Raw genomic sequence first — 20,702 nt, forward strand, 5'->3', positions numbered from 1 at the left:
GGTCGTCCGTCCGCCGCGTCCGCGCGACGCCGCGACGCCGGTCGGCCCGGCCAGCGGCGCGGGTCGCACGTCGTCGCCCACATCGTGCTCGGCGTCGGTGGCCTCATCATGGCGTTCCCGTTCATCTGGCAGATCATCATGTCGCTGTCGACGAACGCGGAGGTGCAGAGCGTGGTCCCCACGTTCTGGCCGGCCGAACTGCAGTGGCAGAACTACGCCGCGGTGTTCGAGCGCCTCCCGTTCCTCGATCAGCTGCGCACCTCGATCGTCATCACGGTCATCAGGACGCTCGCGCAGATCGTCCTCTGCACGATGGCGGGGTACGCGTTCGCTCGGATGCGGTTCCGGGGGCGCGCGGTGCTGCTCGCCGTGACGCTGTCGATCCTCATGGTGCCCTCGCAGGCGTACCTCATCTCGCAGTACCAGATCGTGCAGGGCTTCGGTTGGCTGAACACCACGCTCGGCATCGTCGCACCCGGCCTCTTCAGCGCGTTCGGCACCTTCCTCATGCGGACGGCGTTCCTGAACCTGCCGACCGAGCTCGAGGAGGCGGCACGGATCGACGGCGCCGGGCCGTTCCAGATCTTCTGGAAGATCATGCTGCCGCTCGCGAGGCCCAGCATCAGCGTCCTCGCGATCACGACCGTGCTGTGGTCGTGGAACGAACTGCTGTGGCCGCTCGTGGTCTCCACGTACGCCAACTCCATGCCGCTCGCCGCCGGTCTCGCGACGCTCTCGAGCGACAAGACGACGGACTACCCGGTGATGATGGCGGCGTCGATCCTCGCGATGGCGCCGGTACTCGTCCTGTTCATCGTGCTCCAGCGCCGGGTGATCGACGGGCTGGCGTTCTCCGGGCTGAAGTAGCACTTCGACAAGCTCAGTGACCGGGTCTCTGCGCTGCTTCCGGTTCCTGAGCTTGTCGAAGGGCGTGACCGGCGGGGCGTCACGCCTCGCCGGTGCTCCACCAGGAGGCGATCGGCGTCCCGTTCACGACGTGGTCGCCGATCGCCCTGGCCTTGAAGCGGGACGGGTTGTGTGAGGCGATCGTGCGGGCGTTCCGCCAGTGCCGGTCGAGCGCCCGGTGCGTCTCGACGGCGCTCGCACCGCCCACGTCGAACAGGGCGGTCGCGGCGTCGAGCACGGCGGGCAGGATCACGAGCTGCGCGCGCGCCGTCGCGAGTTCGACGGCGGCGATCCGTTCCTGGACGAGATCCGGGTCGGCACCGAGGATCGCCGCGCTCGAACGCCCCAGTGCGGTCGTCGCGGCGGCCAGTGCGGCATCGGCGGCGAACGACTTCGCCGACAGCTCACCGACGACCTCCTGCACGATCGGGTCGGCCTGGGCGGTCGACGCCGCGCCGTGGCTGTAGGTCCTGGTCCGCGTGCCGACGAACGCGCCGGCGTCGTCGACGATTGCGCGGCCGATGCCCGTCACCGCTGCCAGCAGGACCAACTGCACGAACGCGCCGCCGTGCGAGGGGCGTTCCGGCTCGCGTCGGGTCACCGCCGACGCGTCGACGGCGACCTCCGTGAAGACGGTGGTGCCGCTGCCCGTCAGCCGCTGTCCGAACCCGGTCCAATCGTCGATCCGATCGACACCCGTGGCGTCCGTCTCGACGAGCACCGAGACGAACTCGCCGTCCTGCTCGGCGGCGACCCCGACGAGGTCGGCGAACAGCGTCCCCGTGCTGTAGAACTTGGTCCCGTTCAGTCGGAGACCGCCCGGCGTCTCGGTGAGCCGGGTGGCGAGGGAGCCCACCTTCGCGGTCGACCGCTCGTGGCTCGCGTTGCCGACGATGGCTCCGTCGGCCAACCGGGCCAGGCGCGCCTCGCGGTCCGCGGTCGCCGGGGCGTGCAGGGTGCGGTCGATGTAGGAGAAGTGGGAGCGGAACAGCTGCGCGAGGTTCGGGTCGCGTCTGGCCAGCTCGGCGAGCAGCTCGAACAGCTCGCCGTGTGTGGCCTCCTCGCCGCCATACCGTCGCGGCAGCGTCACGCGGGTGAAGCCTGCTTCCCGCAGCGCCTCCACCTCGGCATACGGCAGCCGGCGCTCGCGCTCCCGTTCGACGGCGTCCCGCCCGAGCTCGTCGAAGAGCGGTGCGAAGCGCTGCGCCAGGTCCCGGTCGATCGTCGCCGTCTCGCTCATGCCTGCTCTCCATCCGCCGGAACGGGCTCGGTCTCGGGCCGCGCCCCCGGAGCCTGCCACTCGGGCAGGGTGCCGTTGAGTTCGAACTGCCCGAGTGCCGCCGAACGCTGCACGGCGGGATTGTGGGAGGCGATCGTCCGGACGTTCCGCCAGTGCCGGTCCAGCGCGGTCGACCGGCCGACGGCGGAGGCACCACCGACCTCGAACAGGCGGCTGAGGGCATCGAGGACGAGCGGGAGGACGACCTGCTGGACGCGGAAGACCTCCAGGAGCGCCGAACGCGCGGCGTCGGGATCGGTGGCCGGTTCCTCCAGGGTCCGAGCAGACGCGAGGACGAGCGCGCGGGCCGTGTGCACGACGCTGCTCAGCTGGCCCACGATCGACTGCACGAGCGGATCCTCGCGTGGCAGGTGCTCGCCCGCGTGGCCGACGGTCCGTCGCCTGGCGCGCACATAGTCGACGGTGTCCTCGAGGGCACGTTGCGCGATGCCCGCCACCACACCGAGCAGGATGAGCTGTTGGAGGGCGCCCGTCCGGTGCCACCCCGCCGCGTCGCTGCTGTGAACGACGAGGTCGCGCGGGTCCACCGGCACGCGGTCGAAGGTGGTCGTCCCGCTTCCCGTCAACGGCTGTCCGAAGCCGTCCCAGTCGTCCACCGAGCGGGTGCCTGGATCGTGCGCGGAGACGGTCACCGCGACGCGGTCGGTCCCGTCGAGCGCGGACAGGTAGATCCAGTCGGCGTAGATGCTGCCGGTCGTGTAGTACTTCGTGCCGGTCACCGTGAGGAGTTCGCCGTCGCGGTCGAGGACGGTCTCGAGGTGTGCGGTCGCGTGCCGCTCCGACTGCGCGTTCCCGACGAGGTCGCCGGCGCTCAGCCGGGCGAACCAGTGCTCCCGATAGGCGGCGTCGGGCGAAGCGAGCAGCGCCTCGACGAACAGGATGTGTCCGCGCCAGACGTGCCCGAGGCTCGAGTCCGCCGCCGAGAGTGCGATGAGCCGCGCGAACAGCTGCTCGAGCGTGAGCCCGCCGCCGCCGGACGCGACGGGCACTCTGGCAGCGGCGAAGCCCAGGTGCTTGAGCTCGGCGACCTCGTCGAACAGGAGGCGCCGGTCGGCCTCACGCGACACGGCGCCGCCGCGGATGGAGGAGAGGAACGAGTCGAAATCGTCGGTGCTCATCGGTGCAGCACCCGCTTCGCCAGCACGTTGCCGAGCAACTGGGCGAGCTGCACGAGCAGGACGAGCGTGACGACCACGAGTCCGACGACGATCCAGTCGAACCGCTGGTAGCCGTAGGTCATGGCGAGGTCACCGAGGCCGCCGCCGCCGAGCACCCCGGCCACGGCCGTCGCATCGACGAGGGCGACGAGGATGTAGGTCAGTCCGAGGATGAGTGGGCCGAGCGCCTCGGGTACGACGATCGTGAACAGCACTCGCACAGGGCTCGCCCCCATGGCCGCGCCGGCCTCGATGGCACCCGGTGAGACGGCGACGAGGTTCGACTCGGAGACGCGCCCGATGGCGACGCTCGCGACGAGGATGAGCGGGATCGTCGCCGGAAGCGGTCCGAGGCCGGTGCCGAACACGAGCCGCGTGAGCGGGATGAGCGCGATCGCGACGATGAGGAAGGGCACCGGTCGGATGACGTTGATGATGAAGTTCAGGACGCCGAACACGACGCGGTTCTGCAGGAGGTTGCCGGGCCGGCTCGCATAGAGCAGGAGGCCCAGCAGGATCCCGATGACCGTCGCGACGGCGAAGGAGACGGAGACCATGAGGCCGGTCTCCCCGATGGCCTTGAGGAGACGCGGGAAGAACGCGTCGGGATCGAAGTCACGCATGGGTGTGCTCCTTCAGGGAGTCGGGGTCTGCGGTGAGCGGTTCATGCCCTTCGACAGGCTCAGGGACCGGTGCAGGCTCAGGAAGGACCGGCGCGGCGGGCGCAGGGTCGATCGCGGTGACGGTCGCCGTGGCTCGGAGCCCCGCAATGGCGGCGTCCACGCGGTCGTCCGGTCCGAGCAGCTCGACCGTGAGACTGCCGAACAGTCGCCCCTGGAGTTCGTCGACGCCGCCGAACACGACGTTGAAGTCGATGTCGTTGTCGCGGGCGACCCGCGAGAGGAACGGGTGGTTGGTGTCGCGGTCCTCGACGTGCAGCTGGACGAGGCGCCCGTGGTGCACCGCCCGGATCTTCGCGAGCACCTCGTCGGAGGGGATGTGGTGGAGCACCGACGAGACGAAGCGTCGCGCGGTCGCGGTGCGTGGTGCCGAGAACACCTCGTACACACTGCCCTGCTCCACCACCTCGCCGTCCTCCATGACGGCGACCCGGTCGGCGAGTTCGCGGATGACGTCGATCTCGTGGGTGACGAGCAGGATCGTGACGCCGTACTCCTCGTTCACCCGCCGGAGGAGCTCGAGGACCTCGCCGGTCGTCTGCGGGTCGAGGGCGCTGGTCGCCTCGTCGGAGATGAGGATCTCGGGGCGGGTGGCGAGGGCGCGGGCGATGCCGACCCGCTGCTTCTGCCCGCCGGAGAGTTGCGACGGGTAGGCGAGGGCCTTGTCGCTCAGCCCGACGAACGCGAGCAGTTCTTCGACGCGGTCGAGGATCTCGGCGTCCGGCACCTTCGCGAGTTTGAGCGGGTAGGCGATGTTCTTGTAGACGGTCCGGGACTCCAGGAGGTTGAACTGCTGGAAGATCATGCCGATCCGCTGACGGGCGGCGTAGAGCGCCTGCCCGGCGAGCGCGGAGATCTCGAGGCCCTCGACGACCACCCGCCCGCTCGTCGGCCGCTCGAGGGCGTTGACGGTGCGCAGGAGCGTCGACTTCCCGGCGCCGGAGTACCCGACGATGCCGAAGATCTCACCCCGCTCGACAGTCAGGTCGACGTGGCGCAGCGCCTCGAAGGCACGGCCCTTCACCTCGAACGTCTTGCTGACGTCCTCGAAGACGATTGCTGTGTTCATCACCTGCTCCTCTCGCGGGAGGGCCGTCCGGGAGACCCCGGACGGCCACTGCATGGTGGCGGCCGGTCATCGCGGGAGGCGATGACCGGCCGCCGTCGTCCTACTCGGCTTCGGCTTGGAGCTCGGCGAGCTTGTCGCGGAGGTCCTTCACCGGCACCTTCACGAGGATCGAGTTCCCGGCGAACTCGTCGTCGAGCGCCTCGGCGACGCGCGGGTCGGCGTAGGTGTCCTCGAGGATCTTCCAGGCCGGGTTGTCCTTGTCCTCCTCGCGGGTGGCGATGACGTTGACGTAGGGCAGGTTCTTTTCGGAGAGCGAGTCGTCGAGGAAGAGTGCGTCGTCCTTCGTGATGCCCTGGCTCGGGTCGAAGTAGGAGGTCCCGACGACGACGGCTGCGAGGGACGGGTCGTCGAACTGCTGCGGGATGCTCGTCGCCGGCAGCGGCACGAAGTGGAGGTTCTTGTCGTTCGCGGTCACGTCCTCGACGGTCGGGAAGTTCCCGGCGTCCGCTGCGATCTCGATGAGTCCGGCCGCAGCAAGGATGTTCAGGGCACGGCCGCCGTTGGACGGGTCGTCGGGGATCGCGATGCGCGCGCCGTCGGCGAGGTCCCCGACGTCGGTGAGCGTCTTCGAGAAGATCCCCCACTGGGTGATGACGGTCGAGAACACCGGCGTCAGGTCGGCGTCGTTCTCCGCGTTGAAGGCCGAGAGGTAGAGGATGTGCTGGAAGGCGTTCGCGTCGACGGTGCCGGCGACGAGTTCGGTGTTGGGGAGGACCCAGTCCTTCACGTTCACCCATTCGACGTCGAGGCCCTTCTCGGCGGCGACCTCCTTCACGGCGTCCTGGAACTGCGTGTCCTCGGACACCGCGATCTTCACGCTGAGGCGCTCGGCGGGCGCACCGGAACCGGTCGCCGCGTCGGCTGCCCCGTTCTGGCCACCGACGACCACGGAGACGACGACGGCGATCGCTGCGACGGCGACGACCGCGACACCGCCGATCAGCAGGTTCCGGCGCTTCCGCTTGCCGGAGGCGATCGACGCCCGCAATTCGCTCGGTTCTGGTCCCGTGTGCTCACTCATGATGGTCCTCGGCTCTGTCTGTGGGTGCACTGGTGCGTGCACGGAGCCAGTTTCCACAGGCGTGCGGAGGGACGCCCGTTGCGTTACCGCCGACCGTCACCGTTCGAGATGAAACGTAAACGTGCTGCACGGACGGGCGATCGTCCCTACACTGCGGCGCTCCGCACCTTCGATCCCTGCACGCGCCTCTTCCGGTCCCTGAGCTCCTCTTCCGGTCCCTGAGCTCCTCTACCGGTCCCTGAGCCCGTCGAAGGGCGGGGTCAGGCGGGGTGGACGACGTTGCTCCGGCGGCGGGCGAGGCGGCGGCCCGCGAGCTGATCGAAGATCGGGCAGTCGGGTGAGGGGACCGGCGACCCGTGCTGGGTCGTTGCTCCGGCCAGGCGGGTCTGTTCCGGAGGAGAGGACGCCGCCTGCGCGTCGAACCCGTGGGTGAGCGTCGTGAAGATCGGGGACGCGGAGCGCGGCGGGCGCGCGGACGAGCTGGGCACGGGGTCCTCTCGGGAGTCGGCGGCGAGGGCTTCGCGATGACGGTGAGTACGTCGCGACAGCGGTGCTCATATTCTAGAACATGAATGCTGAGTGTCGGCCTCCACTCGTCAGGTGGCGAGGGTCACCCGACGTCGTACCGCGCCAGCGCGTCCGCGTCCTGGGCGATCCGCGACGCCCGCCTCGCCGCGTCGAGCGCCTCGATCGGGTCGTCGACCGCTGCCGCCTCCGCGAGCGCGAGCTGCCGCTGTGCCTCGGCGAGGCGCGTCCTCGCATCGGCACCCACGCTGCCTCGGTGCGCGGCGATGACGTCGACGGCGACGCGGATGTTGCTGTCCGCGGTGAACAGTGCCCCGCGCAGCGCCTCGCGAGCGTTGTCGAGGCGTTGCTGCGCGCTCCGGGCGGTCGCGAGGGCTGCGTCGAGGTCGATGTCGGCTGCGCGAACCGCCTCCAGGCGTCGCATCGGATCGGGCAGGATGCGGTCGCCGTCCGTGGACGTGGTCGACTCCGCCTCCAGGAGCGTGCGGTTCGCCCGCTCGACGGCAGTCGCGATGACGGCGGCCGTCTCCGCGCGTTCCACCGTCGCGCCCAACGCCTCCGCTTCGGCGATCACCGTGCGGAGCTCCCGCCCCGCTGCGGCGAGTTCGGTCTCCGCAGCAGTGATGCCCGCGAGCGAGCGCTCGACGGCATCCAACCGGTCGTCCGCCTGCTGCAGCTCGCGCCCCAGGGCGTGCAGTGCTGGGGCGGCCGGCCGGCCGGTGTCGATCCGATCCTTCGTCGTCGCCGCATCGGCCGTCGCCTGGTCGACTGCGTCCTGCGCGGTCCGGCGGAGTGCCCGGGCATCCTCGACGGCGCTCGCCGCATAGCGGTCAGCGGCCGAGGCGATCGCGAGGCCGGTGGTGGTGAGTCGTTCGCGCGCGCGGTCGATGCGCGCCTGGAGCTGGTCGAGGAGGTCGGGGGCCGAGCGCTCCGCTCCGCGGCGTTCGTCGAAGCCGCGCAGCCGGGCGCTCAGCGTGCGCTCGACGTCCTCGCAGACGCTGATGATCCGCTCGTTCCAGGCGCGGCGCTGCGCCTCCGTGTCGGCGATCTCGTCCTCGAGCGACTGACGGAGCCGGAACGCCTCCCCGAGCGCCGAGCGCGCCGAGGCGACGTCGGCCGCATACCCTCGGGCGGCTTCGCGCCCGAACTCCGCTTCGGTGAATCCGACCTCGTCCTCGGCCTCGCGGACCGCGTCGTCGGTGCGGACGAGGGCGATGCCCGCGCGGCGGTGGAGGTCGTCGATGGAGGCGACGGGGGTCTTCGGGTTGCGCCGACGCAGCAGGGTGACGAGCAACCAGACGATGATGCCGACGCCCCCGAACACGATCAGCGAGGGGAGCCACCACAGGTCGTCCATGGGCTCCAGTCTACGAACGCGGAACGGGGATCGGCTGGGAAGGACGTGGCGTCGGACGTCGGTCGTCGACGGCGTTCCGACGGCTGTCGAGCTTCCTCGGGATCACGCTCGGCACGTCGGTCCGCGGGGCTACCCTGAACCCATGACCCGCCAGCAGCGCCTCGTGCTCACGATCGCGATCCTCTCCTCGTTCGTGGCGTTCCTCGACGGCTCGGTCGTGAACGTCGCGCTCCCCGCGATGACGAAGGAACTCGGCGGCGGCCTCATCGTGCAGCAGTGGGTGGTCGACGCCTACCTGATCACCCTCGGGTCGCTCATCCTGCTCGCGGGCTCGCTCTCCGACGCGTTCGGGCGCATCCGCGTCCTCCGCATCGGGCTCATCGGATTCGGCGTCACCTCGATCCTGTGCGCGGTCGCGCCGACCGCCGAGGTGCTCATCATCGCGCGGCTACTCCAGGGCGGCGCGGCTGCGCTGCTCGTGCCGAGTTCGCTCGCCATCATCATCTCGACGTTCAGCGGCGTCGCGCAGGGCAAGGCGATCGGCACCTGGACGGCATGGACGGGGGCCGCGGGCATCACCGGCCCGCTGCTCGGCGGCGTGCTCGTCGACACGCTGTCCTGGCGCCTCATCTTCGCCATCAACATCATCCCGATCCTCGTCACCCTGTGGCTCATGATGCGCACCGACCGCGTACCCGAACCCGAACATCGCCCGCGTATCGACGTCGTCGGTGCGGTGCTCGGCGCCGTCGGGCTGGGTGGTCCCGTCTTCGCGCTCATCGAGCAGGAGCGCTACAGCTGGTCGAGCCCGATGCTGCTCGTGCCGCTCATCGGCGGTGTCGTGTCCTTCGTCGCGTTCCTCTGGTGGGAGCGCCGCCACCCCGATCCGATGCTGCCGCTGTCGCTCTTCCGCGTGCGGAACTTCGGCTACGGCAACATCGCGACCGTCTTCATCTACGGCGCTCTCTCGCTCGGCTTCTTCGCCATCGCGGTCTTCATCCAGCAGACGGCGGGCTTCAGCGCCACGCTGGCCGGCATCGCGACGCTGCCGCCGACGCTCGTCATGCTCGCGTTGTCGTCGTGGTTCGGCAAGCTGGCCGGCACGCACGGGCCACGGCTGTTCATGACGATCGGGCCGATCGTCGCCGGCGTCGGCTTCCTGCTGATGATGGGTGCCCAGCAGGATCTGAACTACTGGGTACAGCTGTTCCCGGGCATCCTGCTCGTCGGTCTCGGCCTCGCGATCACGGTCGCGCCGCTCACCGCGGGCATCCTCGGATCGATCGACCCGGCCCATGCCGGCATCGGATCGGCGGTCAACAACGCGGTGTCGCGCGTGGCCGGCCTCGTATCGATCGCCCTGGTCGGCATCATCGCCGGTGGCGCGCTCGGCGTCGACGGGTTCCCGCGGGTGGTCCTGGCGACCGCCGTGTTCATGTTCGTCGGCGGCGTGGTGTCGTTCGTCGGCATCCGGAATCCGCGGACCGCGAGCGCGTCGGAGACGACGACCTGGTCGCCGGCCTGACGACCTCGCCTGGCGGCGAGCCCTCGGTCAGCGCGGGTCGACACCCGTGACGGCGGGCGCGGTGGTGGCCGCCCCGATCACCGCGTGGAGCATCTCGCGGAGCTGGGTGAGGTGCTCGGCGTCCATCCGGAGCTCGTTCATGACCCGGTGCGGGATGGCCTCCGCCTGGGTGCGCAGCTCACGGCCGGCGGTGGTGAGTGAGACGTCGAGGACGCGCTCGTCGAGTCGGCTGCGGTCGCGTCGGACGAGCCCGGCGGTCTCGAGGCGCTTGAGGAGCGGGGACAACGTCGCCGGCTCGAGCTGCAGCGCTCCGCCGAGGTCCTTGACCGAGCGCGGGCTGTGCTGCCAGAGGGCGAGCATCACGAGGTACTGCGGATGGGTGAGACCGAGCGGTTCGAGGATCGGCCGGTAGAGCGAGATGACGCTGCGCGACGCGACGGCGAGCGCGAAGCAGACCTGGTTCTCGAGCTGGAGCAGGTCGTCGGCCGTGGCGACGGTGGTGGATTCGTTGGCGGTCACGGTCCCATCGTACCCAAATGATTAGTACACTCATCAATATGAGCGAGAAACGATCCTTCCGGGAGTCCGTGCGCGAGGCCGGTGGTCTGTACGGCTGGGTGAACGGCCGCATGTGGAAGGTGCTCGGTCCGCCGCCCCTCGGTCCCTACAACGAGGAGCCGTTGCCGCCGGCCGCGCAGTCGGGGTGCCCGATCTGCGGCCACGCCATGTCCGAGCACATCGTCGACCGCACGACCGGCCCGCGCACGCAGCTGCACTGCCCGAAGGCGCCGGCCGCCTGAGGGCGGTCTCCATCCCGGTGGCAGGACGTCATCCTCCAGGTGCATGCGGGCTTCCGCCACGCCTGCTGAACTGGTGATATGCCTCAGGTCAACATTTCTTCCACGCCGCCGGTCCCGTCCACCGGCGACGCCACCTCGCGTCGCTGGCACCTCATCGACGCCCTCCGCGGGTTCGCACTCGTCGGCATCCTCTTCGTCAACGTCCCCGACATCACCCGGCTCGGTAGCGACATCCCGTTCGACCAGCGACAGTCCACGCTCATGGACACCGTGCTCGAGTTCGCGGTGCAGACGCGGTTCGTCCCCATCTTCGCCTTCCTCTTCGGGCTGAGCGCGATGCTCGTGATCCAGGGCGCCCGCCGTCGCGGCACCGGCGCGCTCGTGCCGATGCTGCTGCGGTTCAGTGCGCTGGCGGTGATCGGCATCGCGCACGGGTTCCTCTACCCGGGCGAGATCCTCCGCGAGTATGCGATCTGCGGGATCCTCATGCTCCCCCTCATGCTGTGGTTGCCGCGCTGGGCGCTGCTCGGGTCCGGCGTCGTGCTCACGATCGCCGCCTACGCGCTCACGGGCGGTGGGCTCGCGACTCTGCCCGGACTGTTCCTCGCTGGTGCGGGGGCGGCGGCGTACGGCTTGCCGAAGGTGCTCGACGCCGGCGGGCGGCCCGTGTGGATCACCTTCCTCGTGGCGACGGTCCTCGCCGTCCCGGCCATCGTCTGGCAGACCACCGAGCCAGGCGACCCGCGGTTCACGAACGCCGGTGGGATCGCGGGCGGGATCCTCGCCGTCGTGTACGTCACCGGATTCGCGCTGCTCTGGCAGACGCCGGTGCGTCGGGTGCTCGCGGCCGTCTTCGAACCTCTCGGTCGCATGGCCCTCACCAACTACCTCGCCGCGAGCGCCGTGTTCGCGGTCGTCGGGCTGGTCGTCCCCTTCCGAGAGATCGACGACCTGGCCGCGGTGAGCGTCGGAGCGGTCGCGCTCATCGCGGTGCAGTCGGTGCTCAGCCGGGTCTGGCTGCGGCACTTCCGCTACGGGCCGGTCGAGTGGGTCTGGCGGATGGCCACCTGGCGTCGCGTCGTCCCGCTGCGGGGCGCTGCGCTGCCGGCCGCCTGAGCACTGAGTCGCCCGGATCTGCACGATTTCGGCTCGGATTCGTGCAGATCCGGGCGACTCAGCGGGGCGGGAGCGAGGCGGCGGCAGCGACCGCGACCGTGTCCGCTGGTTCGCGTCCGAGCAGGGTTCGGAGGTCGTCACCCGCGCCGTCGAGGAATCCGTGCCGGACGCCGGTGAAGATCGACATGAGCATGGCGGGCTGGAACGGCTTGAGCGCGGCCTCAGCCAGCGCCGTCCGCTGCTCGGCGAGGGAGACGCTGCGAAGCGGGACGGCCAAGCGATCGGCCACCTGCGCGGCCGTGATCGGTTCGCCCACGAGGTCGTAACTGCGACCGACGTGGTCCGACGGTGACATCGCGACGACGGCCGCGGCCTCGGCGAGGTCGGCTCGTGCGACGGCGGCGAGCGCGCCGTCGCCGAACGCCGAACCGAGCGAGTTGCCCGACCACGCCAGGAGCGACCCGAACAGATCGGCGTACAGGCCGTTCCGCAGGATCGTCCAGGCCAGGCTGCTGTGCTGCAGTCGACGCTCGGTCCACCGGTGCGCGAGCGCGAACGCGAGGTGGTCTCCCGCCGAGGCGAGGCTCGTGTACACGACGTGCTGTACCCCGTCCCGCTCAGCCGCGGAGATCGCCGTCTCGTGTCGGGCGATCACGATGTCGTCCTCGGCCTCACCCGCCGATACGAGGACGAGCGTGTCGACCCCGACGAAGGAGACGGTGTCGGGGTCGTCGAAGTCGATCCGTCGCGCGCCGTCCCGTCCGCTGCGGTTGCTCGCGAGCGGTGCAGCCCCACGGGTGGTGAGCGCATCGAGGATCGCGCTGCCGAGTTGGCCGGTGGTTCCGGTGACGAGGATCATTTCAGGGCCTTTCGGTGTTCGGACTGATGACTCGGACGAGTCTGCGTCCCCTGTTCCGGCCCCACAAGAAGGCACTTCCATGTCACTCACGCACACCGCGGTAACCGCCGACCTCGAACCCTGCGGCAAGGAGGACCACCCGGACTGCGGCATCCGGGATGTCCTCGACCGCATCGGCGACACCTGGTCGGTCCTCGTCGTCGTCGAGCTCGCGTCGGGCGACCGCCGGTTCCGCGAACTCCAGCGGGCGATCGACGGGATCTCCCAACGCATGCTGACGCTGACCCTCCGCCGCCTCGAACGCGACGGCCTCGTCGACCGGACCGTGTACCCGACGGTTCCCGCGCAGGTGTCCTACGCGCTCACCTCGTCCGGTGCTGGGCTCTCCCACCTGATCAAGACGCTCGCCGACTGGTCGCTCGAGCAGCGGCCGGTGATCGCGGCGTCGCGTTCGGCGTACGACGCCGCCCACCCGGGGCACCGCATCCGGTGAGCACTGTCGCGTGACGCCCGCGCGGAGTAGCGTCGGCGCATGGAGCATCCGATCGTGCATGATCCCGACGATCCGTTCGTCGAACGCGTCAGGCGGTTGTGCCTCGCCTATCCGGAGGCCGTCGAGACGTTCGGCCACGGACGCCCGCGGTTCAATGCGGGCAAGCGCGTGTTCGTGACCGTCGGGTCGGAGATGCGCATCCCGCACAGCGTCACGTTCACGCCGGCCGAGGAGGAGCGCGGCGCCTGGCTCGAGGACGAGCGGTTCTGGTCGCCGAAGTACGACGGCCCGTCGGGCAAGCTCGCGTTCGACGCCGGTCTCGACGGCGACGACGGCCGCACGCTCGACGACGTCGACTGGGCACTCATCGCTGAGTTGATCGACACCTCGTACCGGCAGGTCGCCCTCCAGCGGCAGCTCCGGGCGCTGGACGCGCGCTGACCCGGGACGGGCCCGGTCGCGGCAGCATCTCGAAAGGGTCGTGCCAGACTGACGACCGGGGGAGCGTCATCGAGACGCATCGGAAGTGGGGAGCCATGAGCGACGGGGGCGCAGCCGGGACATCGCCTGAGCGCGATGACGCCGAGGCCAGCGCCGCCGGATCCGTCCACGCGACCTCGACCGTGGCGACCTCGCCCGACCCCGACGACGCATCCGCGGATCCCCAGGATCCTGCCCGCCGGTCGCCCCGAGTCGCGTTCCTGATCGCGTATCTCATCCGCTCCGTCGACCTCGTCGTCTCGGCCGTCCTCATCATCGCCATCGGGGGCGTCGTCACGACGCTGTTCGACATCGTCGGCACCGCCATGCGCGTCGATCAGTCGACCGGGTCGTACGGCCCCGACGCGCCGCTCGTGCTCGGCGGGCCGTCGGGGGCGGAGCTCTGGTACCAGATGCTCGGCTCGCTCGGCGGGTGGATCCTCCTCGCTGTCGGCGTCATGCTCGTGATCGTCCAACCGGTGATGGAGGTCGTCCGTCGGAGGACCCCCTCGCGCGGGCTCGCCTACGTGAGCGGCCTGACGGCGGTCATGGTCGCCGGGATCGGCTTCGGTGTCCTGGTGGTCTTCGGGATACCGCCCGTGGGGTTGATCGCCAGCGGAGCCGCTGGTGGGCTGGTGAGCAATCTCGGATCAGCACTCGCGATACTCGTCTTCGGACTCGTCGTCTACGGAGCCCCCGTGCTGATCGTCGCCGCGCTCATCATGCTCCTCTCCTTCGCCATCGGCCGGCGACGGGTGCGGGTCGTCACTGCGGTGCTCGCCGGTCTCATCGTCGTCGCCGTCATCGTGGCGTCGACCGGTGCGTTCCGCCCGCCGCCCGCGCGTGAGGTCGCCGCGGCGCAACGGTCCGAAGCCGAGGACGGATTCACTCGGGCGCTCGCGGACATCGACGGGATCGCCGACATCGAGGTCGTCGGTCACGGCGCGACGGTGACGATGTCGCTCGATGCCGGCGTCGGGCAGGTGCTCGGCGCGGCGGACGCGGCGAAGCGTGCCGGGGAGGACCTCGAGGGCATCGCGATCGTCGTCATCCAGCGCGAGCCGGACCCGACGTCGGCCGCCCAGCAACAGGATCCACCACGGGGACCGTGGCGGGTGCAGCTCGTGCCGAGCGATCAGAGCATCGACGAGATCGCCGACGAACTGCAGCGGCTGATGCTGACGGAGCGGCTGCAGGTGTCGATCGCCGTCACGGAGGGGGCACCGCTCATCACCGTCTTCTCCATGGATGCCCTTCCCGCGGCGGTCCGGGAACTCCGCGGGATCTATCCGGACGGCGCGCACTACCGTGTGCCGGAACGCTTCTCCATGGCGGACGACCCGGCCGAGCTGAGCGTGCCGATGGTCGACGCCATCCTCGCCGTCGTCGAGGCCTACCCCGGCGTCGAGATCGAGGTGACGACGCAACCGAAGCTCTGGATCACCGACGTGACGCCGGAGCAGGGTGCTGCGATCGTCGCCATCCTGCAGGACCCGGCGCTCGCCGGAACGAGCCCGTCCGGCTATCCGGTCGACTACTCGATCAACAGCTCCGGTTCCGGCCATGACGTCGAGGGCACCTTCGGCTGAGCCTCTGCCGGTAGCGTGAGGGGATGACCGCCGCTCAGCCCTCCCGCCTCCAGTTCGGTGCCTTCGTGATGAACACGGGCTCCCACATGCAGCACGGTCTCTGGCGCCACCCGGACGCGAAGCAGCACACCTTCGACGACGTGAACCTCTGGGTCGACCTCGCGAAGACACTCGAGCGCGGACGGTTCGACACGATCTTCTTCGCCGACGTCGTCGGGGTCTACGGCGGTGCGGGGGCGTCCTTCGACGTGAACGCGCGCGAGGGTATGCAGCTGCCGAGCAACGACCCGTCGATGCTGCTGTCGGCGTTGGCGATCAGCACCGAGCACCTCGGCCTCGCGTTCACCTCGTCGATCCTGCAGGAGCACCCGTTCACCTTCGCGCGGAAGATCTCGACGATCGACCACGCGTCCGGTGGTCGGGTCGGCTGGAACATCGTCACGAGCTTCCTCGAGAACGCGGCGCGCAACTACGGGCTCGACCGCCTCGTCGAGCACGACGAGCGGTACGCGTGGGCCGAGGAGTACGTGGCGGTCGTCGGCAAGCTCTGGGAGGGGTCGTGGGACGACGGCGCGCTCCTCGCCGACAAGGCCAGCGGCGTCTTCGCCGACCCCACCAAGGTGCACCGGATCGACCACGTCGGCGAACGGTACCGCGTGGAGGGCCCGCACCTGTCGTCGCCGTCCCCGCAGCGATCGCCGCTCCTGTTCCAGGCAGGCTCGTCCGGCGCGGGGAAGGCGTTCGCTGCCAACTACGCCGAGGTGCAGTTCATGATGGCGCCGAGCATCGAGGCGGCACGGGCGTCCGCGGAGTCGACGCGCGCGCTCGTCGCCGAGACCGGCCGCGACCCGCGCGACGTCAAGTTCTGGCAGGCGATGTCGTTCATCGTCGGCAGCACCGAGGAGGAGGCGAAGCGCATCGAGGCCGAGTACGACGAACTCCTGTCGGCCGACGCGTTCCTCGCGCACTCGAACCTCGGCACCGACCAGGCGACCGGCAAGCCGATCGACCCGGACACCCCGCTGAAGGACGTCGAGACCCAGGGCGGGCACAGCATGCTCGAGGCGCTGCAGGCCCTGTCGCCGGACCGCGAGCCGACCGTCCGCGACCTCGCCAAGCTCACCGCGAAGCTGCGGGGTCGCGTCGTCGGCACGCCGGAGCAGATCGCCGACCACCTGGCCGAGTGGCGCGCGGCCGGGATCGACGGGATCAACGTCGCCAACTGGATGATCCCGCACTCCTACGAGGTCTTCGTCGACGAGGTCATGCCGGTGCTGCAGGAGCGCGGTCTCGCCCAGCGGGAGTACGCGCCTGGCACGCTCCGCGAGAAGCTCTTCGGCGCGGAGCCCACCCTCCCGGAGACGCACCCGTTGCGCGCCTACCGCGGTGCCTTCGCCGGCCGCTGACCCGCGCCCGCTCGGCAGCAGGACATCCGCCCGAGAGCAGGACGTTTCGACGAGGAATGTCCTGCTCTCGGGCCGATGCCCTGGTCTCGTGCCGCGGCGGGCTACTGCGGCTTGGCCGTGCCGACGGCCCAGACGAAGGGCGGCGGCGTTCCGTTGATGGACCAGTCGCCGACGATGCGCGTCTTGTAGATGACGGGGTTGTGCGACGCGACCGTGCGGGCGTTGCGCCAGTGGCGGTCGAGGGCGCTCGTGCGGCTGACGGCTGAGGCGCCGAGCGTGTTGAACAGCAGCGTCGCGGACCGTGGGACGAGCTCTGAGAGCACCACCTGCGCCTGGGCGGAACGGATCTCGGCCTCGATGTTCGCCTGCAGGTCATCCGCGGAATCCCGGTCGGCGGCGGTCTCCGACGCCCGCTCGATCGCCGCGGCGACCCCGAGGACGGTCTGCTTCGCGACGAACGCGATCGACGAGATCTCGCCGACGACCGCCTGGATCTGCCCGTCGTCCTTCACGAGCGGTGCGAGACCGTGCGTGTAGACGCGGGTGCGGGCGCGGATCTGCTCCCCGGCGTCGCGCTCGACCGCCGCCGCGATCCCCGCGTGCACGGCGATGAGCACGTGCTGGTAGAGCGCGGTCTGGTAGCGGAACCGGTCGGTGAAGGGGTGCAGCTGGTCGGCGTCGACGACGGCGTCCTCGAACACGATCGTCCCCGTGCCGGTGAGCTGCTGCCCGAAGCCGTCCCAGTCGTCGGCGATCGTCACGCCCAGCTGGTTCGTGCGGACGAGCACGGTGACCTCGGTGTCGGGCTGGCCATCGACGACGAGGCGCGCGGTGGCGTCCGTCCAGTCGGCGTAGATGCTGCCCGTCGTGTAGAACTTGCGGCCGTTCACGACGTAGTGACCGTCGCGCTCGGTGACGACCGTTCCGGAGACGCCGAGCGCGCCCGAGCCGACCTCGCTCCAGGCGTTGCCGACGATCTCACCGGCGACGAACCGCTCGAGCCAGGCGGTGCGTCGATCGCTGGGGGCCGCGACCAGCTGGTCCTCGACGAGGGCGATGTGGCCGCGGAAGATCTGCGGGAGGTTCGAGTCCGCCGCGGCGAGCTCGATCAGGAGTTCCGTGAACTCCGGGAAGGTGAGCCCCGAACCGCCGAACTCGGCGGGGACCCGAAGCGCGCCGAAGCCGGCGGCGGCGAGCTTCCGCACCTCCTCGCGCGGGAGCCGGTGCTCGAGTTCGCGCTCCACGACGCCGGCCTGGATCTCGGCGAACAGCGGCAGGAGCAGCTCGCGGGCGGCCGCGAAGCCGACCGGGCGGGCGGTGGTGGAGGTGGTGGTCATGGTGGAGTCCGTTCCTGGGTGGGCCCTTCGACAAGCTCAGGGACCGGTGGAGGTGCGCAGGGGCCGGTGGAGGTGCTCAGGGACCGATGGGCTGTCGGACCCTGAGCTGGGGTTCGGTCCCTGAGCCTGTCGAAGGGCGGGAGTGGCGTGAAGGCCTAGGTGTAGAGCGAGATCGGCTGCAGCTCGCCGTTCAGGTGGTTCGCGCCGACTTCGAGCTTCTTGTAGTCGACCGGGTCGTGGAGGGAGTGCGTGCGCACGTTCCGCCAGAACAGGTCGAGCCCCACGGAGGCCTTCGCCGAGCTGGAGCCGGTGACCTCGAAGATGCGGTTCGCGACCTCGATGCCGAGCTCGGTGGAGACGACCTTGAGCTTGGCGATCTCGATGGCGATGGCGCCGCGGTCCTCCGCGGTCACGTCCGCTCCCCGCTCGATGATGCGGTCGAAGCGGGCGTTCGTGCGGTCGGCGAGCGCCTCGACGGCGGCGATCGACGACACGAACTCGCCGACGACGCGCTGCACGAACGGGTCGTCGCGGTAGGTCTCGGCGTGGCTGAGGAACCAGGCGTTCTTCCGTGCCCGGACGAGCTCGGTGCCCTGCGCGAGCGCGCCCTCCGCGATGCCGAGGTAGAGGTTGCCGAAGGCGAGCTGGATGCCGGGCGTCACGAGTGAGGAGAACGGTTCGTCGCCGACGGTGCCGAGGATGTCCGTCTGCTCGACGAGCACGTCGTCGAACCGCACGGAACCCGACGCGGAGAGCCGCTGGCCGAGCGCGTCCCAGTCGCCGAGGTAGGCGATGCCCGCGCGGTCGTGGTCGAGGACGAACTGGAAGATCGTGCCGTCGTGGTCGCCACCGCGGACGACCGCGTTGACGAGGATGACGTCGCCGGCAGAGGCGCCCGTCGAGAACCGCTTGAGTCCGTTGAGGCGGAACGCGTCGCCGTCCGGGGTGAGCGAGAGGTCGGGGTCCGTCGGATTCACGGAGTCGCCCCAGATCCACCGGCCCTGCACGGTTTTGCGGTGCCACTCGGCCTGCGTGGCCGGGTCGGCGGTGAAGCCGATGTTGCCGGCGTTGATGTAGTGGTAGGCGAGCAGCTGGCCGATGGAGGCGTCGACGCGCGACAGGATGCGGACGACCCGGAAGGCGCTCTCCCAGTGTCCGCCACCCCCGCCGAACTCGGCGGGGTCGAGCAGGTTGACGAGGCCCGATTCGCGGAGGAGGTCGAGCTCGGTGGTGGGGTCGAGGTTCGCGCGGTCGCGTTCGAGGACGTCGACCGCGAGCTTGGCGGCGACCTCGGTGGCGACGGCGTCCCAGTGCGCGAGCTCGGCGTCGTCGGCGGTGCCGGACCAGTACGTACGCTTTTCGGGGACCGGCTGCCCGGTCACTGGGCCTGTCGAAGTGCTGATCGTGTCGATGCTCATGCTGAGGCTCCTTCTGGGGCGTAGGCGTTGGTCTCGTCGGCGTTGTCGGTGTCGAAGAGGGAAGGCGCGGTGTCGTCGGCGGCAGACGGCTGCCCGACGTACGCACCGCGGTACCGGTGGGCCGGGTGCCACTCGGGCACGACGGGGGAGCCGGTGCCGTTCAGCCGGCCGCGCAGCGTCCCCTCCGGGTACTCGTCCCAGAGCCGGCCGCGGCGACGCAGCTCGGGCACGAGCAGGTCGACGACGGCCTCGAACGTGCCGGGCGTGATGACGTAGGCGAGGTTGAAGCCGTCGGTCCCGGCGACGTCGATCCACCGCTCGATCTCGTCGGCGACCGTAGCGGCACTGCCGACGAACACCGGCCCGATGCCGCCGATGCCGATGTAGTGGGCGATGTCGCGCGGCGTCCACTCGCGTTCCGGGTCGGCGAGCGTGAAGATCGCGAGCGCCGAGCGGGCCGCGTCGGTGTCGACGTACTTGAGCGGCTTGTCGGGGTCGAAGGAGGAGAGGTCGAGGCCCGACCAGCCGCCGTAGAGGGTGAGGGCGCCGTCGAGCGAGATGTACTGCTGGTACTCCTCGTACTTCGCCTGCGCCTCCGCGTCGGTCTCGGCGACGATCGCCGTGGCGAGGGTCAGGATCTTCACGCTGTCGCGCGGGCGTCCGAGGGCCTCGGCGCGGTCGCGGATGTCATCGGTCGTCTTGCGGGTCAGCTCCGGGACGAGGCCGTTGATGAACACCGCCTCGCCGTGGGTGGCCGCGAACTGGCGACCGCGGGCCGAGGCGCCGGCCTGGAAGATGACCGGGGTTCGCTGCGGCGACGGTTCCGAGAGGTGGATGCCGGGCACCTGGAAGTGCTCGCCCCGGTGGTTGATGGGGTGCACCTTGGTGGGGTCGGTGTAGACGCCGTTCTCCCGGTCGATGACGACCGCGTCGTCCTCCCAGGAGCCCTCCCACAGTTTGTAGGTGACGTCGAGGAACTCCTCGCCGATGCCGTACCGGTCGTCGTGCTTGATCTGGGTGGTGAGGCCGAGGTTGCGGGCAGCGGAGTCGAGATAGGAGGTGACGACGTTCCAGCCGACCCGACCGTTCGTGAAGTGGTCGAGCGTCGAGAAGCGGCGCGCGAGGGCGTACGGCAGCTCGTAGGTGGACGCGACGGTGACGCCGAAGCCGAGGTGCTCAGTCGCCTTCGCCATGGCCGACACCTGGATGATCGGATCGCCGACGGGCAGCTGCGCCGAGTCGATGAGCGCGGGCGCCGAGGAGTGACGGTAGACGTCGTAGATGCCGACGACGTCCGCGATGAACAGGGCGTCGAAGGTGCCGCGCTCGAGGAGCTTGGCGAGGTCGATCCAGTAGTCGATGTCGTTGTAGCGGTGCGCCTGGTTGTCGGGGTGCTTCCACAGGCCGGGCGCCTGATGGGTCACGCAGCTCATGTCGAACGCGTTGAGGATGATGCGCTTGCTCACAGGGATACCACCGGGTCGTCTCGTCGAGGCTGGGTCCGACGGCGATCACGGCGCCGTCCAGCACGACGGTACTCGGGGGCTCGGGTGCTCGCGAGGGGCCCGAAACAGAGCGTCACATGGGCCGCTGGGCGTCCGTTC

At 70.1% G+C, this 20,702-nt stretch carries 20 protein-coding genes; 8 read left to right on the forward strand and 12 right to left on the reverse strand.

All coding sequences use genetic code 11. The annotated features are described in order from the left end of the window. The coding region (locus IFT89_RS04485; RefSeq protein WP_374190789.1) for a carbohydrate ABC transporter permease at positions 1–867 on the forward strand (867 nt) is incomplete at its 5' end. Positions 868–946: 79 nt separating this feature from the next. Here IFT89_RS04485 and IFT89_RS04490 read toward each other — a convergent pair. From IFT89_RS04490 to IFT89_RS04520, 7 genes are all read right to left on the reverse strand, one after another. Further along, entirely contained in the window at positions 947–2,146 is a 1,200-nt protein-coding gene (locus tag IFT89_RS04490; RefSeq protein WP_202938343.1) for an acyl-CoA dehydrogenase family protein, read from the reverse strand. Continuing rightward, a complete protein-coding gene (locus tag IFT89_RS04495) occupies positions 2,143–3,324 on the reverse strand; it encodes a hypothetical protein (RefSeq protein ID WP_202938344.1) in 1,182 nt (393 codons plus the stop codon). The genes IFT89_RS04490 and IFT89_RS04495 overlap by 4 nt, the downstream gene beginning before the upstream one ends. Continuing rightward, positions 3,321–3,986, reverse strand: a complete 666-nt coding sequence (locus IFT89_RS04500; RefSeq protein ID WP_071260563.1) for a methionine ABC transporter permease — start codon at positions 3,984–3,986, stop codon at positions 3,321–3,323. Before IFT89_RS04500 ends, IFT89_RS04495 begins: the two co-directional genes overlap by 4 nt. Next, a complete protein-coding gene (locus IFT89_RS04505; protein WP_202938345.1) occupies positions 3,979–5,112 on the reverse strand; it encodes a methionine ABC transporter ATP-binding protein in 1,134 nt (377 codons plus the stop codon). Before IFT89_RS04505 ends, IFT89_RS04500 begins: the two co-directional genes overlap by 8 nt. A 100-nt stretch (positions 5,113–5,212) precedes the next feature. Then, positions 5,213–6,193 carry a MetQ/NlpA family ABC transporter substrate-binding protein gene (locus tag IFT89_RS04510; RefSeq protein ID WP_202938346.1) on the reverse strand — a complete coding sequence of 327 codons (981 nt, stop codon included), beginning with the start codon at positions 6,191–6,193 and terminating at the stop codon, positions 5,213–5,215. 260 nt (positions 6,194–6,453) lie between these two features. Then, positions 6,454–6,681: a hypothetical protein gene (locus tag IFT89_RS04515; RefSeq protein ID WP_202938347.1), complete on the reverse strand. Its 228-nt coding sequence runs from the start codon at positions 6,679–6,681 to the stop codon at positions 6,454–6,456. Between the two features lie 122 nt (positions 6,682–6,803). Further along, the gene (locus IFT89_RS04520; RefSeq protein WP_202938348.1) at positions 6,804–8,075 is read right to left on the reverse strand and encodes a hypothetical protein; all 1,272 of its coding nucleotides are present in this window, start codon (positions 8,073–8,075) and stop codon (positions 6,804–6,806) included. 142 nt (positions 8,076–8,217) lie between these two features. Here IFT89_RS04520 and IFT89_RS04525 point away from each other — a divergent pair, with 142 nt between their 5' ends. Beyond that, on the forward strand, positions 8,218–9,600 hold the full coding sequence (locus tag IFT89_RS04525; RefSeq protein WP_202938349.1) for an MFS transporter: 1,383 nt from the start codon (positions 8,218–8,220) through the stop codon (positions 9,598–9,600). Between the two features lie 27 nt (positions 9,601–9,627). On the opposite strand, the gene IFT89_RS04530 is transcribed toward IFT89_RS04525, so the two are convergent. Then, the gene (locus IFT89_RS04530) at positions 9,628–10,119 is read right to left on the reverse strand and encodes a MarR family winged helix-turn-helix transcriptional regulator (protein ID WP_191941939.1); all 492 of its coding nucleotides are present in this window, start codon (positions 10,117–10,119) and stop codon (positions 9,628–9,630) included. 38 nt (positions 10,120–10,157) lie between these two features. Here IFT89_RS04530 and IFT89_RS04535 point away from each other — a divergent pair, with 38 nt between their 5' ends. Next, positions 10,158–10,400 carry a hypothetical protein gene (locus tag IFT89_RS04535; RefSeq protein WP_064296841.1) on the forward strand — a complete coding sequence of 81 codons (243 nt, stop codon included), beginning with the start codon at positions 10,158–10,160 and terminating at the stop codon, positions 10,398–10,400. Positions 10,401–10,478: 78 nt separating this feature from the next. Continuing rightward, entirely contained in the window at positions 10,479–11,516 is a 1,038-nt protein-coding gene (locus IFT89_RS04540) for a DUF418 domain-containing protein (protein WP_202938350.1), read from the forward strand. 58 nt (positions 11,517–11,574) lie between these two features. Here IFT89_RS04540 and IFT89_RS04545 read toward each other — a convergent pair whose 3' ends face one another. Further along, positions 11,575–12,375 carry an NAD(P)H-binding protein gene (locus IFT89_RS04545; RefSeq protein ID WP_202938351.1) on the reverse strand — a complete coding sequence of 267 codons (801 nt, stop codon included), beginning with the start codon at positions 12,373–12,375 and terminating at the stop codon, positions 11,575–11,577. Positions 12,376–12,454: 79 nt separating this feature from the next. On the opposite strand from IFT89_RS04545, the gene IFT89_RS04550 reads away from it, so the two are divergent. The 4 genes from IFT89_RS04550 to IFT89_RS04565 all read left to right on the forward strand — a co-directional run bounded on the left by IFT89_RS04550 (position 12,455) and on the right by IFT89_RS04565 (position 16,343). Beyond that, complete coding sequence (locus IFT89_RS04550; protein WP_079706497.1) at positions 12,455–12,868, forward strand: winged helix-turn-helix transcriptional regulator; 414 nt, start codon at positions 12,455–12,457, stop codon at positions 12,866–12,868. A 39-nt stretch (positions 12,869–12,907) separates the two neighbouring features. Continuing rightward, on the forward strand, positions 12,908–13,309 hold the full coding sequence (locus IFT89_RS04555) for an MmcQ/YjbR family DNA-binding protein (protein ID WP_202938352.1): 402 nt from the start codon (positions 12,908–12,910) through the stop codon (positions 13,307–13,309). A 95-nt stretch (positions 13,310–13,404) separates the two neighbouring features. Continuing rightward, positions 13,405–14,937, forward strand: a complete 1,533-nt coding sequence (locus IFT89_RS04560; protein WP_202938353.1) for a hypothetical protein — start codon at positions 13,405–13,407, stop codon at positions 14,935–14,937. Positions 14,938–14,960: 23 nt separating this feature from the next. Continuing rightward, positions 14,961–16,343: an LLM class flavin-dependent oxidoreductase gene (locus IFT89_RS04565; protein WP_202938354.1), complete on the forward strand. Its 1,383-nt coding sequence runs from the start codon at positions 14,961–14,963 to the stop codon at positions 16,341–16,343. A 101-nt stretch (positions 16,344–16,444) separates the two neighbouring features. Here the strand turns inward: IFT89_RS04565 and IFT89_RS04570 are convergent, their stop codons facing one another. From IFT89_RS04570 to IFT89_RS04580, 3 genes are all read right to left on the reverse strand, one after another. After that, entirely contained in the window at positions 16,445–17,680 is a 1,236-nt protein-coding gene (locus IFT89_RS04570; protein WP_202938355.1) for an acyl-CoA dehydrogenase family protein, read from the reverse strand. Positions 17,681–17,835: 155 nt separating this feature from the next. Further along, a complete protein-coding gene (locus IFT89_RS04575; RefSeq protein WP_202938356.1) occupies positions 17,836–19,098 on the reverse strand; it encodes an acyl-CoA dehydrogenase family protein in 1,263 nt (420 codons plus the stop codon). Next, positions 19,095–20,564 carry an LLM class flavin-dependent oxidoreductase gene (locus IFT89_RS04580; RefSeq protein WP_202938357.1) on the reverse strand — a complete coding sequence of 490 codons (1,470 nt, stop codon included), beginning with the start codon at positions 20,562–20,564 and terminating at the stop codon, positions 19,095–19,097. Before IFT89_RS04580 ends, IFT89_RS04575 begins: the two co-directional genes overlap by 4 nt. Positions 20,565–20,702 lie beyond the last annotated feature (138 nt).

The sequence above is a fragment of the Plantibacter sp. CFBP 13570 genome (assembly GCF_014841395.1).
Taxonomy (GTDB): Bacteria; Actinomycetota; Actinomycetes; order Actinomycetales; family Microbacteriaceae; genus Plantibacter; species Plantibacter auratus.

Coding starts and splice junctions, on each gene's coding strand:
- IFT89_RS04490 (WP_202938343.1), bottom strand. CDS start 2,146: ATGAGCGAGACGGCGACGATCGACCGGGACCTGGCGCAGCGCTTCGCA.
- IFT89_RS04495 (WP_202938344.1), bottom strand. CDS start 3,324: ATGAGCACCGACGATTTCGACTCGTTCCTCTCCTCCATCCGCGGCGGC.
- IFT89_RS04500 (WP_071260563.1), bottom strand. CDS start 3,986: ATGCGTGACTTCGATCCCGACGCGTTCTTCCCGCGTCTCCTCAAGGCC.
- IFT89_RS04505 (WP_202938345.1), bottom strand. CDS start 5,112: ATGAACACAGCAATCGTCTTCGAGGACGTCAGCAAGACGTTCGAGGTG.
- IFT89_RS04510 (WP_202938346.1), bottom strand. CDS start 6,193: ATGAGTGAGCACACGGGACCAGAACCGAGCGAATTGCGGGCGTCGATC.
- IFT89_RS04520 (WP_202938348.1), bottom strand. CDS start 8,075: ATGGACGACCTGTGGTGGCTCCCCTCGCTGATCGTGTTCGGGGGCGTC.
- IFT89_RS04525 (WP_202938349.1), top strand. CDS start 8,218: ATGACCCGCCAGCAGCGCCTCGTGCTCACGATCGCGATCCTCTCCTCG.
- IFT89_RS04535 (WP_064296841.1), top strand. CDS start 10,158: ATGAGCGAGAAACGATCCTTCCGGGAGTCCGTGCGCGAGGCCGGTGGT.
- IFT89_RS04540 (WP_202938350.1), top strand. CDS start 10,479: ATGCCTCAGGTCAACATTTCTTCCACGCCGCCGGTCCCGTCCACCGGC.
- IFT89_RS04545 (WP_202938351.1), bottom strand. CDS start 12,375: ATGATCCTCGTCACCGGAACCACCGGCCAACTCGGCAGCGCGATCCTC.
- IFT89_RS04550 (WP_079706497.1), top strand. CDS start 12,455: ATGTCACTCACGCACACCGCGGTAACCGCCGACCTCGAACCCTGCGGC.
- IFT89_RS04555 (WP_202938352.1), top strand. CDS start 12,908: ATGGAGCATCCGATCGTGCATGATCCCGACGATCCGTTCGTCGAACGC.
- IFT89_RS04560 (WP_202938353.1), top strand. CDS start 13,405: ATGAGCGACGGGGGCGCAGCCGGGACATCGCCTGAGCGCGATGACGCC.
- IFT89_RS04565 (WP_202938354.1), top strand. CDS start 14,961: ATGACCGCCGCTCAGCCCTCCCGCCTCCAGTTCGGTGCCTTCGTGATG.
- IFT89_RS04570 (WP_202938355.1), bottom strand. CDS start 17,680: ATGACCACCACCTCCACCACCGCCCGCCCGGTCGGCTTCGCGGCCGCC.
- IFT89_RS04575 (WP_202938356.1), bottom strand. CDS start 19,098: ATGAGCATCGACACGATCAGCACTTCGACAGGCCCAGTGACCGGGCAG.